At 52.1% G+C, this 14,675-nt stretch carries 16 protein-coding genes and 1 pseudogene; all 17 read right to left on the reverse strand.

What is annotated here, in order from left to right; translation table 11 throughout:
- Positions 1-244: 244 nt before the first annotated feature.
- A complete protein-coding gene (locus PGQ33_RS01725) occupies positions 245-2,674 on the reverse strand; it encodes a phage/plasmid primase, P4 family (RefSeq protein ID WP_270205139.1) in 2,430 nt (809 codons plus the stop codon).
- Positions 2,671-3,234, reverse strand: a complete 564-nt coding sequence (locus PGQ33_RS01730) for a type II toxin-antitoxin system PemK/MazF family toxin (RefSeq protein ID WP_270205140.1) — start codon at positions 3,232-3,234, stop codon at positions 2,671-2,673. Before PGQ33_RS01730 ends, PGQ33_RS01725 begins: the two co-directional genes overlap by 4 nt.
- Positions 3,235-3,444: 210 nt before the next feature.
- Positions 3,445-3,891 (reverse strand): hypothetical protein, encoded by a 447-nt coding sequence (locus tag PGQ33_RS01735; RefSeq protein ID WP_270205141.1) that lies wholly within the window; start codon positions 3,889-3,891, stop codon positions 3,445-3,447.
- Between the two features lie 8 nt (positions 3,892-3,899).
- A complete protein-coding gene (locus tag PGQ33_RS01740; protein ID WP_270203409.1) occupies positions 3,900-4,448 on the reverse strand; it encodes a hypothetical protein in 549 nt (182 codons plus the stop codon).
- A 35-nt stretch (positions 4,449-4,483) separates the two neighbouring features.
- Entirely contained in the window at positions 4,484-4,792 is a 309-nt protein-coding gene (locus tag PGQ33_RS01745; protein WP_330663208.1) for a hypothetical protein, read from the reverse strand.
- A complete protein-coding gene (locus PGQ33_RS01750; protein ID WP_270205142.1) occupies positions 4,789-5,487 on the reverse strand; it encodes a hypothetical protein in 699 nt (232 codons plus the stop codon). Before PGQ33_RS01750 ends, PGQ33_RS01745 begins: the two co-directional genes overlap by 4 nt.
- A gap of 8 nt (positions 5,488-5,495) precedes the next feature.
- Positions 5,496-6,878 (reverse strand): annotated as a pseudogene (locus tag PGQ33_RS01755) (SNF2-related protein).
- Entirely contained in the window at positions 6,875-7,294 is a 420-nt protein-coding gene (locus PGQ33_RS16760) for a VRR-NUC domain-containing protein (protein WP_316539852.1), read from the reverse strand. Before PGQ33_RS16760 ends, PGQ33_RS01755 begins: the two are co-directional and overlap by 4 nt.
- Positions 7,281-7,517 carry a hypothetical protein gene (locus tag PGQ33_RS01765; RefSeq protein WP_270205143.1) on the reverse strand — a complete coding sequence of 79 codons (237 nt, stop codon included), beginning with the start codon at positions 7,515-7,517 and terminating at the stop codon, positions 7,281-7,283. Before PGQ33_RS01765 ends, PGQ33_RS16760 begins: the two co-directional genes overlap by 14 nt.
- Before the next feature lie 9 nt (positions 7,518-7,526).
- Positions 7,527-8,594: a DUF932 domain-containing protein gene (locus PGQ33_RS01770; protein WP_270205144.1), complete on the reverse strand. Its 1,068-nt coding sequence runs from the start codon at positions 8,592-8,594 to the stop codon at positions 7,527-7,529.
- A gap of 97 nt (positions 8,595-8,691) precedes the next feature.
- Complete coding sequence (locus PGQ33_RS01775) at positions 8,692-9,030, reverse strand: hypothetical protein (RefSeq protein ID WP_107000252.1); 339 nt, start codon at positions 9,028-9,030, stop codon at positions 8,692-8,694.
- A 12-nt stretch (positions 9,031-9,042) separates the two neighbouring features.
- The gene (locus PGQ33_RS01780) at positions 9,043-11,040 is read right to left on the reverse strand and encodes a DNA polymerase (protein ID WP_107000253.1); all 1,998 of its coding nucleotides are present in this window, start codon (positions 11,038-11,040) and stop codon (positions 9,043-9,045) included.
- 78 nt (positions 11,041-11,118) lie between these two features.
- Positions 11,119-11,703 (reverse strand): DUF2815 family protein, encoded by a 585-nt coding sequence (locus PGQ33_RS01785; RefSeq protein ID WP_107000254.1) that lies wholly within the window; start codon positions 11,701-11,703, stop codon positions 11,119-11,121.
- 45 nt (positions 11,704-11,748) lie between these two features.
- The gene (locus PGQ33_RS01790; RefSeq protein WP_107000255.1) at positions 11,749-12,972 is read right to left on the reverse strand and encodes a DUF2800 domain-containing protein; all 1,224 of its coding nucleotides are present in this window, start codon (positions 12,970-12,972) and stop codon (positions 11,749-11,751) included.
- Between the two features lie 11 nt (positions 12,973-12,983).
- Entirely contained in the window at positions 12,984-13,637 is a 654-nt protein-coding gene (locus tag PGQ33_RS01795) for a hypothetical protein (protein WP_270205145.1), read from the reverse strand.
- Positions 13,634-14,068 (reverse strand): hypothetical protein, encoded by a 435-nt coding sequence (locus tag PGQ33_RS01800; protein ID WP_146143903.1) that lies wholly within the window; start codon positions 14,066-14,068, stop codon positions 13,634-13,636. The genes PGQ33_RS01795 and PGQ33_RS01800 overlap by 4 nt, the downstream gene beginning before the upstream one ends.
- Positions 14,046-14,594 (reverse strand): DUF7768 domain-containing protein, encoded by a 549-nt coding sequence (locus PGQ33_RS01805; protein WP_107000258.1) that lies wholly within the window; start codon positions 14,592-14,594, stop codon positions 14,046-14,048. The genes PGQ33_RS01800 and PGQ33_RS01805 overlap by 23 nt, the downstream gene beginning before the upstream one ends.
- Positions 14,595-14,675: the final 81 nt, after the last annotated feature.

A 14,675-nucleotide genomic window follows, 5' to 3' on the forward strand; every position in this document is an offset into this window, starting at 1 on the left:
GCAGGCCGTTTTTGCCATTGCCCACAAATAGGCTCCCACAAAGACTGCCTGCCCTGTCTCAGTTCATGGTTTCCGTTGATTCTCTTATTTTTCTTTCTTCTTCTCAACTCATGTAGCATGTAGCAACCATGTAGCTGAATTTTATATAAGAAAGCTATAAAAGAAAGTAATAATAAAAAAGGTTATGAAATCTCGGCTACAAACCAGCTACATGCTACAAAGCACCCAAAATCAGAAAAAAAGGTCACAAAAGGCTGTCCTTTGGCTTATATGCGTCCTGTACCGTCAGGTCTTCCGCACCATCTTCTACTTCCTTGAACTTGCAGTCCATGATCAGCGTAGTCTGTCCGCCACCGCCTTTGGGGCGCTTTCGGACCACTTTGAAATGCACGCCGATAGCATTTTTAAAGTTCTTCTGATTCTCTGAGGAATACCCGTTCTCCTCACACCACTTTGTGTACAGCTGGTATGCTGCTGCCGTCCGAAGTTCCGACCCGTCCTCTTTTTCAAGCCACGCCTCAATGAACTGCCCGATCCGATCAGAATCATCCTTGTAATCTTCCGTGGCTTTCGTAACAGCCTGCGGAAGTTCCAAACCGCGCTGACAGAACTTTTTGTATCCTTCCAGACACCAGTTGAAAATACCTGACAGGTTCTCCGGCTTCGCAAACTGTCCTTTCAGCCCCTGGTCCTGTTCTCCCTCTTCAAAGTGACGGTTAAATGGGATGATCTTCAGTCGGCCGGATTGGAACAAAGTCATATCATTGACATTAGGCAGGTAGTTCGTATTGATAAAAATCTTGAACACCGGCACAAAATCAAAGCTGTTCTCATTTAGGAATCGGGCGTTGATGGTATCGTTGCCGGTCATTCTTTTTACGAGAGCTGCATTAAATGTGATCTTCTTCTCCGGCTCAGAGATATTTACAAATCTGGAGCCGACCAGGCGAGCCACTTCTTCCGAAGGTCCGCCTGTGTTCCCACCACGAAATTTAGCTGCCAGCATATCCGGATTCGATGTCTTTCCATAGTCGCCCATGATCTTCAGGAATGTTTCCATTGCAGTGCCTTTGCCGTTTCGGGAAGTGGCACCGTAAAGGATAAACATACACTCCTGCGAGGTATCTCCTGTCAGGGCGTATCCCAAAGAACGCTGAAGGAAGTCTGCCAGCTCTGCATCTCCACACATGACCTCCTTGATAAACGAGTGCCAGCGTGGACAGTCTGCATCCGGGTCATAGGTAATACCGGATTCCATTGTGAGATAATCCTCCGGCCGATGTTCCCTGAATTCCAGTGTCCGCATATCCAGCGTTCCATTTTTGCAGTTGAAGAAATACTTGTTCCTGTCGAATGCCTGCATGGAGATCGGGTACACGGACATGGCATCTCTTAACATCGTTTCCCGGTTCTTACGCAGCTGCAGTTTTCGGACACGGTCGATGAACCGCTTCCTGGCATCCTCTTCGGTGATCGTCAGGGCAAACACATACAGCTTGTCAGCCAGCAGCTTTGCCAGTTCCGACACCTTGAGATTGCCTTTGTCCGGCCGCCAGACAGATCCGTCATAGACATACCAGCCTTTACGTTCACTGTTGTACCGGGCAATCTGCTTGAAATAATCCGCAAACATATTGCCCATGCCGATCTCATTTCTGCCATACCGGGCATTTGTGTGCGGAGCCATTTCTTCCAGCGTGATCGTGATCTTGGTGAGATCCGGCTGGAACTCGATATAGTCATCCTCATCCAGCTTGGAAAACTCCTCATCTACGATATCCTGTGCGTTGACCGGCATATAGATGGCCGCACAGGTATTGACCGTATTGCGGATAGAGATTGCACCATAAGTTGAACCAGCCTGCTTGCGGTCCCACTTGTCACGCATCAGACCGGAAGTACGGAAGATACGGTCCATCTGCTCCTCATCACAGCCACACCAGAATGCCAGAATAGACAGCAATGCCATATCTGCATCCGACTGGCTGCCGTAGAGGTCTTCCCAGTCACCGGCAAAGAGTTTTTTGAACTTCTCCGAGTTGCTGGCTTCGTTGGCGTGTGCGATGACAGCCTCATCATCCAGGTACGAATGGTGCTGGAAATGTGTCTGCTGCACCTGCTTGTTTCGCTTCATCAGCGTGTCCAGCAGTGTTGTCATTGCCGTTTCATCGTTCGGGATCTCACCTGTGCGGTAAACATCTCCCGTTACGGTGACGAAGCGGTTTGTCGCACCGGGCATATACACTTCCAGACCCTTGCTACGGTTGTTGATGTAGTAGACCGTCTTGTCGTAGACGTAGTCTTCCGGCACACAAAAGAAACCTCGCAATCCTTTCCCGGATGGAGATTTTTCCACGTAAGCCGTAGAAAAGATGGAAAGGACGGTATCCGCCGTATCGTTCAGCGTACCGTCCTCCCGGATACAATGGTCGATATCAAAAGCTCCGATTCCGTTGCCAACAGCAATACCGATACCGTCATAGCCGCCCATTGCATAAGTGACAAGGGTATTCTTGAAATCTGAGAATGTACGCAGGTCATTGATCCTTGCCCGTTCCCCCGTTGCCGGGTTAAATGGCATCTTGGTCTTCTGGCCATTGCGCTTTTCAAACTTCCAGACACAGAAGCTGCAGGTCGTTTTCAGCTTGCCCGGAATGTTCTTGATGTCCATCATGCCTGCGCCTCCCTTCCCATGCAAGCCTGCATCGCAAACTGCTTTTTAACAGCAGCTTCGATCTCCTGCTTTTTCTTGGCCGAGGTCACACGGCAGAGCCGGTTGCACAGGACCATCTTGTCAATGGTCGTGATCTGCTCCACCAGCAGAATGGATTCTTCCAGTCCCTCATCCCGGAGCATTTCGCAGTCTCTCCCGGTGACCGGAATGTGTACCGGCAGCTCCAGCTTCTTCAGCTTGGAACTCATCGGAATCACCGTGATAATCGGAGAATTGCGGTTTGCCATATCGTTGCTGATAACCAGCACCGGGCGGTTTCCGCTCTGCACCGAAGTACCATAATGATTCCCCAGTTCTGCAAACCAGATTTCATACTGCTTCGGTATCTTTGGTACCGGCCATCTGGTAAGCGGCATCTCCTGAATCGGCACTCTATTAGGTGCCGGCTGACAGGAGGCTACTGCCCTTTTCTTGGTCTTCCCTCGCTGATTGATGTATTTATTAACATGGATCTTCCGTCCATGTGCTGCTGACCGGGCATTCTTTTTCTTTCTCCCCATTGGGATCTCACCTCCAGTTTGATAGCAAAAAGGCCGCCGAAGATGGAATCCTCATAGCGGCCGTAAATGTAAAAAGGCATAAAAACACCGGATGCTTTCCAGTATCTTTATGCCTTTGTTTTCCTATTTTCCTAGTTTAAAGTATAGCAAAAAACCGATGTACAGTTAAGAAGGAAAAGTTCAAAAACGGTTCGTTTCCGTTCGTAAAGTTCAGTTTTTGCAGAACTTTTTTTCCAGCTGCCGCATCTGCGCCTTGCTGGAGAAAAGCTCTTCTGAAAACTGCTGCAGCCCGATTTTTTTATGATAAAAGACGGCTGTTTTTCCCATGTGCTTCCCGTTCTCAAATTCGACTGCTTTCAGAGGAATCCGGTCCAGACAGTGCTGTCTCACAACGATCTGTGCCTTACTGTCTCTGATCCGAAACGCCGCTGCATCAGCCAGCTCAAGCCACTCTCTTACCGCTGTATACCTTGCAAGACTTTCTTCTGCCTGCCGGTCATACATTTCCTTTTCACCCGGATATTTAGAATCCGCAGCCATTTCAAGATCCCGCCTCCACTGCACTTGTGTTTCCTCCGCCAGCGTTTTTACCCTGCTGTATTTCTGGCAGACTTCTTTTGCAAAATCCAGCATGTCCTCTGCTGTTTCCTGTTTCATATTCCGTATCACCTCCTCTGATAGCGGCCAATTGTGTCGGCCATTCCAATAAGGGCATTTTCTTTCTCCCGGACTACCATTCTCCGGGTCAGCAATTTCCCTTCCGCCCCCGTAATCTCCGACTGCTTCTTCCCATCCACAAACAACTGCTCCGCCACAAGCCGGGTCTGGCCGCGCAGACTGCGAAGCCCGATCTCAAAGAGTTCGATCTGCTCACAGACTTCATAGTACGGTTCCAGAAACTGCTCCGTGCGCTGTGTCTGCACTTCCCGGTTCATGGATGCCAGCACCTTATCGCAATTAAGGACCGTGCGTTCCACTGGGTTCGACAAGCCGCTTGTCTGTACCCGCTCGGATTCCTCATGTGCGCCCTGTGACAGTTTATAGATAATCTCTTCTTTCGTGTAAAACCACGATTTGGATTCTTCATACTGCTGTCGGAGCAGTTCCCGCCTGCGGATCAAACAGCGATAGGAATCGGCCAGTTTTTTGACCAGCTCCAGACAATCCACCTGTTCAGGTTTTGCGGCAGATGCCACATTCTTTTCCTCAGCCATAGTTCGTCCTCCTTTCTGACCGATCCAATTGGTTTTTAGCTGGACGCCTCCACGGTGGCTTTCTTCTTTCGTCGCTTGGCTGCTTCCTGACGCACCCGCTCCTGCACCCCTTCGATCAGCCGGTCTGCATCCAAATCCGTAAGCGCCTCATACCACGGAGAATGAAAGAATCGTTCCAATCTTTCTTTCTCGTGCATCGCATCCCGGTTCTTTGGATTGACATCCAGCCGGTGAAGCGCCCACTTATAATCCTTGACCGCCTGCAGGATGATGGCGTTTGCCAGATTCTCATAGCAGGCCATATTTTCACTGACGGCAATTGCAGCATTTCTTACTCTGCTCATTTTTCAACGCCTCCCATCCTGTCATACCAGGGAGCCGGCACCTTCTCCGGAGCAATACCGTATTTGAAAACATAGATCGTGTGCCATGCCGTCTCATACAAAAGATCCAGCAAACGGCGGTTTGCTTCCGGCAGTTCATTTGCTTTCTTGATAAACTGCTCAATAAAATGATCTCGGTTCGTATTCCCCAGATTCTGGCTCTTTTTCCTTGCAATGACCGCCTCTGCAAACTGAAAACAGATCTTTTTGTACTGCTGAACACAGTCGTATTTCCATGTGACTGCATCCAGCAGGAGCTTTCGTTTTCCGTCCGGGGTGAGGTTGGGCATATTCTGGATCTTGGATTTCTGATACAGTTCCATAGCCTGTTCTTCCTTACAGAATTCCTGCTGCATCCAGAGCTCACTTGCCCGGATATGGCACATCAGAAGTTCCACTTCATGCTCATAGGCTTCCTTCATGAGAAGATCCCGGTTCATCCGCAGGTCTGCTGCTCTGCGGATCGGACTCGTACCAAAGAGCTCACAAAGGAGTCCCTTCTCGCCAATCGGCCGGAACATTGCCCAGGGGATGAAGAATCCCTCCTCGTCTCTTTTGGCTTTCATTGCCGTTACTGGCTTGGATTTTTTATAACGATAATCACTCTCCTCTGCCGGACGGCGGTCCTCAGCATTCAAAAATAGATATTTTTTCATATTCTCTCCTATCTCCCCAGCTGTGCCTTGACCGCTGAGATCAGTTTTTCCTGTGTCATGTCTTTCTGTTCCAGGGCAGCCATGACGTCCTCGTCTACCGTGTCCTTGGTGATGATATGGTGGATGGTGACCACATTCGTCTGCCCCTGCCTCCAAAGTCTGGCATTGGTCTGCTGGTACAGTTCCAGGCTCCATGTCAGTCCGAACCAGATCAGGATATGTCCGCCCTGCTGGATGTTCAGGCCATGTCCGGCCGATGCCGGGTGGATCAGGGCAACCGGGATATCCCCGGCATTCCAGTCCCTGATGTCAGTGCTGCTCTTGATATCCCGTACCGGGATTTTCTGTTTTGCCAGATGCTCCATGATGCGCTGGCGGTCATGCTTGAACCAGTACGCCACCAGAACAGGCTGTCCGTTGGCGGCTTCGATCAGGTCTTCCAGTGCCTCCAGCTTATGGTCATGGATGATGCGGGCTTTTCCGTTCTCGTCGTAGACAGCACCATTGCTCATCTGCAACAGCTTTCCTGTCAGTGATGCGGCATTGGCAGCATCTATGTCACCATCTTTCAGCGGGATCAACAGGTCCTTCCGAAGCATATCGTAGAGTTCTCGCTCCGGTGCGCTCATCTCCACCTCGTACCGACTTGGAATGCAGTCTGGCATATGAAGGTAATCCAGTGCTTTCATGGAAATCGTGATATCCGAGATCCTCTGGTAGATCAGCTCCTCTGCTCCTTCTCTGGGCTTGTATTGGAACACAACACCCGTGGAAGGATTCATGGAAGAAGCCTTGAAATAAGCTTCCCGGTACCGGCCGATGAATTTGCCAAGCCGCTCCCCGCCATCCAGAATCCCGATCTCCGCCCAAAGATCCATGAGACCATTGGAAGAAGGGGTGCCGGTCAATCCGACCCATCGTTTCACATACGGGCGGACTTTCCGCAGGAATTTAAAACGCTGGGACTGGTAGTTCTTGAACGATGACAGCTCATCGATCACGACCATGCCAAAATCCCAGCGCATTCCGTTTTTCTCATAGTACTCCACCAGCCATTTGATATTTTCACGGTTGATGACATAGATCATCGCCGGATGGTGGAGTGCTGCAATTCGGGTCTTTGTATCACCTACGATGACAGAAATATCCAGACCTTGCAGATGATCCCACTTTTCGATCTCTGCCGGCCACGTATCACGAGCCACACGCAGCGGCGCAATGATCAGGACCTTGCTGACCTCGAAGGTCTCCAGCATAAGGTCTTTGATGGCTGTCAATGTGATAACGGTCTTTCCTTAACCCAAGCCCATATCCAGAAAAAGGGCTGCGACCGGGTGTGTTTTGATATACTCCGTACAGTAGCTCTGATAATCATGTGGAATGAACTTCATTTGGGCATCACCTCCTCCCCGGCATCCTGTGCCCGTGTTTCCAGCTCCTCGCTTTGTGTATTTCCTTGTGGCAGCGTAACTTCCGGCATCTCCGGAATCTTCGCCCCGATTCCCTGGGGGATAGGCTCGCCCGGTTTCCAGCAAATCAACGCATGGATAGCAGGCTGGATCTGTTCCGGGCGGTCTACGCAGAATACCGGGAAGCCCAGTGCCTCCAGCTGCAGTCTGCGTTTTCTCTGAAGGATACGCATCTGCTTGCCGGGAGCTTTCAGTTCCACAAAAGCACACTTGCCGCCGAGCAGCAAAACCAGTCGATCCGGCACACCGTTCATGCTCTGGCTGGTGAATTTAAGGGCCTGCCCACCGGCTGCCCTGACTGCTTCCACAAACTGCTTTTCGACTTCATTCTCCCTCATCCGGCTTCGCCTCCTCTGCCCGCCAGACACCGATGCGTGGGCGTTTCTTTTTCCGGCATTCCCTTTTCGGGTGTTTCCTTTTTTGGTGCTTCTTCCTGCGCTCTTCCCGAACTACATTGCCGATGGCTTCATTGGCAGTCGGGTCCGGGTGGCTGTGGCTGACTTTCCTGTTCAGAGATCTTTCCTCTTTGTGTTCTGTGATCCAGTGAATGACATCTTCCATACCGTCACCTCACTGATTGATCTGCTTCCACTGCTGCGGCTCCATCGTGGCAACCTGCCAGCCGATGCCCTCCAGTGTGGTAGCACGGTCATAGGAAACAACATCCTGCGATGCACGGGTCACCGCATTGGACAGACCGTACAGAGAAAGGTCTCCGCCTTCAATGAGGTACTTGAGGATACCTTCCTGTTCCTCGGCATTGATGCCATAGCTCTGGGCAGTCAGCTGCACCACATCCTGTACCCTGCCGGTGATCGGCACTGCCATAGATTCCTGCAGGCGGCCGACCACCTGGGAAAAGCGAGCCTCATCAATGGCAGCCATCGTGGTATCGCGGAGTTTCAGCAGGAATGCCTTGTCCTCTGCTTCCATCGTCTCATCCGAATACAGGGCAAAGCTGTCCTCCACTGCTTTTGCCTGCCGGCCCACATGATGACGGCGTTCGCCCATGTCATTCACCACCATACCGTTGGTGCAGACGAGACGATATACCAAAGGCTGAATGGACACAGCTCCCAGACCAACCTCGGAGTTGGAGATCATCACACCGGCCTGGACGATATCGCCTTTACGGACTTCCATCTCCAGACGGTGATTGACCACCTTGAGGTACAGACGGTTTTCCGTCACCTCACAGGACATGACCTCGTACTGATCATTGCCTGCAAACAGTGGCAGGACAGCTGTGGCAATCTCCATGTTGTCGATACGGCGATAACGTTCCGACAGCAGCGCACGGGCTACCTGTCCGGCACCGTAATCCATCGAGCGGACCATGTAAGAGCCGGGCTTGTCCGCAAACCAGCTGTTCACGTTCTCTGCCAGCAGCTCCGGCTTCTGTGCCTGCATGAGATCATAGTATTTGGCCGGGATGCCCAGTGCCGATGCCACCTGCCGATGGAACAGCGAAGTAGTGCCGAACACCTCCTGCTGATTCGTGGTCAGGTGGTTAATCTCAAAGGTGTGTCCATCTTCCCGGAGGTGCATCCCCTGCGCCGGGCTGATAAAATCCTGCTTTGCCTGATTCTGACGGTTCAGTTCGACCAGGACTTCCTGCAAATTTCTGCCTGTTTTCATAAATTTTTCCTTTCTATCCTGCGGCGCATATTTATACGCCCGTTTATGCGTCCGTGTCCTTCCGACAAAAACGCCGTGTTTTTATAACTGCAAGTGCTTATAATTCCCGGTTGATCATCTGCCGGATGATTCGGACGGCTCCCTGCATACGTCTGCGGTTCAGCCGGGTATCCTGCAGGAGTGTGTCCAGAGCGTCCAACTCTTCCCGGATGTTACAGAGCACGGACCGCTGATGGTCAGCCAGGCGTTCATTCTCCTGTTCCATGCGTTCGTACTCATTTTCGTAATCATCGATATCCTGCACATTGGTTTCGATGTACTCCTCAATCTCCCGGCGAAGTTCCTCTCCGGCATAGTCCTGCACCGCATCCAGCAGATCCCGGATGCCAAAGGGTATCAGAAGTTTTCCGTCCTTCATTTTCAGAACATGAGGCATCTTGCTCCCCCTTTAATCCTTGAAGTAGTAGCTGCCCTTATATCCGGCAGCATTCAGAGGAAGATCCTTGCACCACTCCGGGTTAACGGACATCAGCTTGCAGACCTCATCCACCGTGTACCGATCCTTGGGTGCTTCGATGATGACTTCATCGTGAACATGACCTACGATATTCAGGCCATAGCCTTCCATCCGGGCCATTGCTTCTGCCAGAATGTCACGTGCAATCGCCTGTGTCGCATTCTCCACCAGACGGCCGGAGTAGGTTTCCTGTCTGGCCCATTTGTGGTTCTGCCCCACTCCTTCATAGGTCAGGCTCATGCGACCGAAGCGGTTCGGCTGCAGTCTCGGCTTCAGATACGCCAGCTTTCTTCCAGAAGGAAGCAGCATCCAGAGCGTACCGGAATAAAACTCAAACGCCAGCTTACCGATCTCCTGTCGCTTTCCGGTTTTAAACGCCTGCGTTGCCGCCTTTTCCACATCCCACCAATACTGGACGATCTTCGGATTGGCTTCCCGCCAGGAATCGATGATCTCCGGCAGTTCCTCTTCTTTCAGACCCATCTGCAGAGCACCCATGCTGATGAGTGCGCCGGAAGAACCGCCATAGCCGCAGGCCAGCTCTGCCACCTTTCCTTTCTGCCGAAGTTCCCCGTTGATGCCGTGCTTCACCACCGGCACATGGAACATCTGGCTGGCAGAGGCACAGTAGATGTCCTTTCCTTCCAGAAAGGCTTCCAGCCGCCAGTCCTCCCCGGCTTCCCATGCAAGCACACGGGCTTCGATGGCGGAGAAGTCGGCCACGATGAACTCACAGCCCTCTCTTGGGATCAGCATGGTTCGGATCAGTTGGGAAAGCACATCCGGGGTATTGCCATAGATGGTCTCGACCATATCAAAGCACCCCAGCTTCACCAGTTCCCTCGCCTCATTCAGCGTGGAAATATGGTTCTGTGGCAGATTCTGCAACTGGATATTCCGGCCGGAATACCGACCTGTGCGGCTGGCTCCATAGAACTGGAACAGCCCTCTGGCTCTTCCATCTGAACAGACACAGCGTTCTGCCGCCTGGTATTTCTTCACAGAACTTTTCGCCATCTGAAGTCGGAGCTTCAGCATGTCCATTGCCTCAGCATCCACTCCGTTCTTGTCCAGTTCATCGATCATCTGTGCTACATCCTTTTTTCCGAGCGTGTCCATCGGAATGCCGCGCTCATCCAGCCATGACTTCAGCTGTGACACAGAGTTTGGATTCTCAAGCCCGGTCAGTTCGTAGGCTTTCTTACTCATAGCGTCCGAGAGCAGCAGGTCACAGGCAATGGCCTGCTGCACCAACTCCGTGTCGATCTTTACGCCCCGGTCATTGATACGCTCATTGACCCGGTAATGCTTCCACTCCTGCTCCGGCATCGGGAATTTCTTCAGCCGCTTATAAATGTCCACCTCGGTGTTGACATCCTGAATGCAGTAATACTTAAACTTCTCCCAGTCAGCAGGGTAATGCTCCGGAAGATTCCGGGTACGCATCCCATTACTCTTCGTTGGCTTACAGGGCATGGAAAACAGCTTGATCAGCCGCTCGCCTTCCTTGTCTTTCTGCTGGCTGGTCTTCAACACAATGCCAACATCCTTTAGGGCCATTGGCAGAGTCAGCGATGCCGCCATAACCATCGTGCAGATCCAGCTGTCCGGCGAAAGGAACTCTCCGGGTTTCAGATACTGTCCCGGCAGATGTCTTTGCAGATGCACAGAAAAACAGACCCGCTCAAAGGAAGCATTGTGGGCAATCAGGCGCACATTGCCGGACTGGAAATCCTCCAGCAGCTCTTTGGGGAGCGGTTCTCCCGATGCAAGGTCTGCACACCTGGTCTCGCCAAAACCATCCCCTTCATCGGTCGCCCAGGCAACCAGCAGGATCTCAAAGCTTGGATCTGTGGCATAACGGTACAGGCCGCATTTTCCGATATCCACCTCGCTGTAGGTCTCAATATCGATCAGCGTTTCTTTCAAATATCTCACCTCTATTCGATGTAAAAAGCCGGAGGACACCCTGGCATCCCCCGGCACGGTTACTTATCTGTGTTTCTCTTAGCGAAGGTAATCCGGCAGTTCCTCACCGGCATCGCCGCCCAGAACATCCTCATCGTCCAGCGCGTCAAAATCAGACTCTGCTGATGCCTTGCCGGACAGACGGTCACCATCCTTGACAAACTGCACGTTCCCCAAACCAGCAGCCACACCGCGGTTGCCGTTGGCGTTAAAAGCGTAGAAGTTCACGCTGACATTGCAGTAGCAGCCGGAGTAGACCATCATCGGGTCTGTCACAGGCTGGACATGACGGTCCACGACCTGCGGTGCATCCTTGCTGGAGGCATTCACAAAGAAATGCTCCTGGTAGTTCTCATCGTCCGGGCGGTCGATGTCGCCGTCACGCAGAGGCAGCTTCAGGTTCGGCGGGATCTTACCGCCCCACTTACGGGTCTTGCCATCCTCCTTGGCGGCCTCCACTGCCTTGTGGATCGCCAGCAGGGTCTTCTTATCCTCCTTCGGGATCAGACAGGAAACGGAATACTTGGCCTCACCGCCGTTGATGCTCTTTGCTTCAAAAATGTTTGCGAAAGAGATACGGCACGGAATCACGACCTTAGTTGCACTGGAAATCTTGTTAGCCATAATAAAAATCCTCCATCAATCTGTTTTTGTGTATTGCTGCTGCCCTCAATCGAGGACAGCAAATTCATCTTCCGCAGTCTGCAGATCGACTGCTTCTCTGGGGTCCGAATCCGGGACAAGTGCCAGCTTACCGGGCGGCTTGACCACATACTCTCCCAGAATCTCCTGGAACTTTTTCTTCCCCATAAGCTTTTCAAAGGCTGTCAGAGAGATCAGCTCCGTCTTATAAATATCGGTGTATCCGGCCTTCTCTGCAGCAGCCACCACCGATTTCGTATCAAGGAACTGCCTCTTGCTCCTACCCTCGACCACCTTATACCCATCCCAGCTGACACCATGATTGATGGCCTCCGAACTGACATAGGCAAAGATGGCTTCGATCCAGGACTCGATACGGTTCAGGGTCGGCAGCATCTTCTCAATGTCTGTCTTTGAAAGCAGGGCCGGGGATTTAAAGGTCGGCACCGAAATGTCCGGATCAAAGGATGCTGTCGCATCCGTTTCCTCGGTTTCATCCTCCAGCACACCGGCATCCAGATCCAGAAATTCTTCTTTCACCAGAGCCATAGCTTCATCGGCACAGGCTTTACAGGAAGTTCTGGCACGGCAGAACCGGCACCAGTCCCCGGGAACCTGCTCGCCTTTTCCTTCAAAGGCCAGCTTTGCCCTCGGTCTGACATAGGTCTCTGCCCAGTCCAGCAGTTCCTCCACACTGCATTCAAACGTTGAGATATTTTCCAGTCTCGGCTGGATAATGGTCATGGACACCTTTTTGATACTGTACAGATATCCGTAGGCGTGGTAAGCACCTAGGGCGTACAGCATCATCTGCGGATTATGGTCACAGTTTACGAACACTCCCTTGCCGTTCTTGTAGTCCATGACATAAAGCGTACCGTCTGCGATAATCACGCAGTCGCCGGTACCAAAGCCAGATGGAACCAGGTAGCTGTAATCCAGCCGCTCCTCCACCATGACCAGCGGATGCGGACAGGTCTCCTTGATGCGCTCCACTGTGGAAATGATGAACTCCGCATAGATATCGGTGTTCGCTTCCATCTCCTCATCCTCGTACTCGGAGGTTGGACGCTTCACCCGTTCATGCAGATATTTCCGCAGCTTGTATTCGCCCAACTCATGGGCAGCAGTTCCCTCCTCGGCGTACACCGAGGATTCATTTGGAAAGTTCTGCTCCAGCCTTGCAGATGGTGTACAGTTCAGCCACCTCTTAGAGCTGGAAGCAGAAAGGATTGCATGTACTTCCGGCATGATGACCTCCCTTAAATCTGGGAGACATCTGCCAGAAATGCTTCGTACTTCTCTGCAGGCAGGTCAGACAGCTGGGCCACACCGTAGGTCTTCAGAAGCTGACCGATCTTCTCGTTGTTATCACGCTTCTTCTTGATCTTGGCGACAATGACCGCCGTGATCTCGTCCTTGGTGATCGTCACTGCAGACTGTGTTTCCTCCTTGGCAGCAGGTGTGTCCTTGTCCGTGGTTTTATCGGACGGTACTTCTTTTTGGCCGGTATCTTCTTCCCACGGCAGCGCATCCGCATCATCCACCGGATGCTCACTCTCTGCGGTTTCTGAACTCTCGGAGTTCACTGCTTTCTCCGCCTCGTCAGGGTCTTCTACCACAGGCACCTCTGCGGTTTCCTCGATGGCCGAAGTAACCGTCTCTTCCACCTTTTTGGTTTTCTTGACCGGCTTCTTACGGGGATGCGAAACCGCCGGGCCTTTCTTTTCTGTTACGGGCAGTACTGGCTGCTCTGCCACCGGAAGCTCCAGTTCATCCTCCGTCTTTGCATTTGCCGCCAGCATATCCAGCTGCTCGGATACGCCGGCAAACATCTGCGCCAGACCGTCAAAGACCTCGACCAGACCGTCCACGACTTTTTTCGGAGCGTTCAAAGCATTCAGTTCGTCCATCATGCGTTTGCCTCCTCTCCGGTTTCTTCCTCATCCCCCCACAGGTCATCCAGATAATCGGCCTGTGCCTTCAGGACTGCCAGAATGACCTTCTCGCACAGACCGGTTTCCTTGTGGATGTGAGCCAGCATCTCATCGAAGTCGATGTCCTCTACCGGGTCATCTGCTTCAGCATCCGGCTCCTGTCCGAAACCGTAGTTGTACGAGGTCATACGCTCATCCATGTGGAGGTGCAGGTTCTTGATGCTGAGCGAAAGGAACGGAACACCAGACGGGCGTGCCGGCATCGGCTTATCCTGCTCCTGAGTTTCCGTTTTTTCCTCTGCCCTGGCAGGAAGCGGAACCTTTACCACCTTGGCGTCCTTCAGCATCTCGCTGATCATTTCCTCCAGAGTCATGCTCTTCTCATTCTTATTCTCCATTGTCTTTCTCACTTTCTGCAGCTTCCTGCTGCTCTTTCGTTTTATCTTCCATTGGTATGTGATACTGCTCGGAAAGTCTCTTCAAAAGCAGTTCGACCATGCGTCCCGGCTCCGGGAGGTTGCAAACAGGCTTCTTCAGCTCATGTGCTCTTTTGATCTCCGCCGCCATCCCCTCGGATATGGTTTCGCCGAACACCCACACTTCATCAGCTGCTTCCAGCCACTCCATTCCGAATCGGATTCCTGTCGCACGCTCCTGTGCGTCCTCATCCTTTAAGAACTGAGTAAAATACAGATGCGGAGCCAGTGGCAGGACTCCCATTGTGGCCAGAATCCTGCAGGCGGTCTTTGCCCTCTGGATGTTTGCCTCCATCTGTGTCTTCCTGCACGGCGGGTCATTTGCTGTCGGTCGGTACGGCGAGCAGATAAAAATCTTCTTCGGTGCCGATGCCAGCGGGAACCCGCCGGGCGGACGAGCCTCCTTAGAACCTCCTATCTTGGCGGTTGCATTCGCCATATTCATGCGTTCTGCTTTCATAGGTTTTTCCTCCTGTCGATGTACTTGAGAAGTGGTCCTCTCATAAAGCGCACGATTTTCGACCAAAAGTTAAGTAGTTCA

Source organism: Coprococcus sp. AM100_B19A, assembly GCF_027662015.1.
In the GTDB taxonomy this organism is placed as follows: domain Bacteria; phylum Bacillota; class Clostridia; order Lachnospirales; family Lachnospiraceae; genus Allocoprococcus; species Allocoprococcus comes.

Bases quoted from the DNA above. Each gene is read 5' to 3' on its own strand.
- PGQ33_RS01750 (WP_270205142.1), bottom strand. From the start codon at position 5,487: ATGAAAAAATATCTATTTTTGAATGCTGAGGACCGCCGTCCGGCAGAG.
- PGQ33_RS01795 (WP_270205145.1), bottom strand. From the start codon at position 13,637: ATGATGGACGAACTGAATGCTTTGAACGCTCCGAAAAAAGTCGTGGAC.
- PGQ33_RS01740 (WP_270203409.1), bottom strand. From the start codon at position 4,448: ATGGCTGAGGAAAAGAATGTGGCATCTGCCGCAAAACCTGAACAGGTG.
- PGQ33_RS01785 (WP_107000254.1), bottom strand. From the start codon at position 11,703: ATGGCTAACAAGATTTCCAGTGCAACTAAGGTCGTGATTCCGTGCCGT.
- PGQ33_RS01730 (WP_270205140.1), bottom strand. From the start codon at position 3,234: ATGGGGAGAAAGAAAAAGAATGCCCGGTCAGCAGCACATGGACGGAAG.
- PGQ33_RS01770 (WP_270205144.1), bottom strand. From the start codon at position 8,594: ATGAAAACAGGCAGAAATTTGCAGGAAGTCCTGGTCGAACTGAACCGT.
- PGQ33_RS01790 (WP_107000255.1), bottom strand. From the start codon at position 12,972: ATGCCGGAAGTACATGCAATCCTTTCTGCTTCCAGCTCTAAGAGGTGG.
- PGQ33_RS01765 (WP_270205143.1), bottom strand. From the start codon at position 7,517: ATGGAAGATGTCATTCACTGGATCACAGAACACAAAGAGGAAAGATCT.
- PGQ33_RS01745 (WP_330663208.1), bottom strand. From the start codon at position 4,792: ATGAGCAGAGTAAGAAATGCTGCAATTGCCGTCAGTGAAAATATGGCC.
- PGQ33_RS01775 (WP_107000252.1), bottom strand. From the start codon at position 9,030: ATGCCTCATGTTCTGAAAATGAAGGACGGAAAACTTCTGATACCCTTT.
- PGQ33_RS16760 (WP_316539852.1), bottom strand. From the start codon at position 7,294: ATGAGGGAGAATGAAGTCGAAAAGCAGTTTGTGGAAGCAGTCAGGGCA.
- PGQ33_RS01725 (WP_270205139.1), bottom strand. From the start codon at position 2,674: ATGATGGACATCAAGAACATTCCGGGCAAGCTGAAAACGACCTGCAGC.
- PGQ33_RS01805 (WP_107000258.1), bottom strand. From the start codon at position 14,594: ATGAAAGCAGAACGCATGAATATGGCGAATGCAACCGCCAAGATAGGA.
- PGQ33_RS01735 (WP_270205141.1), bottom strand. From the start codon at position 3,891: ATGAAACAGGAAACAGCAGAGGACATGCTGGATTTTGCAAAAGAAGTC.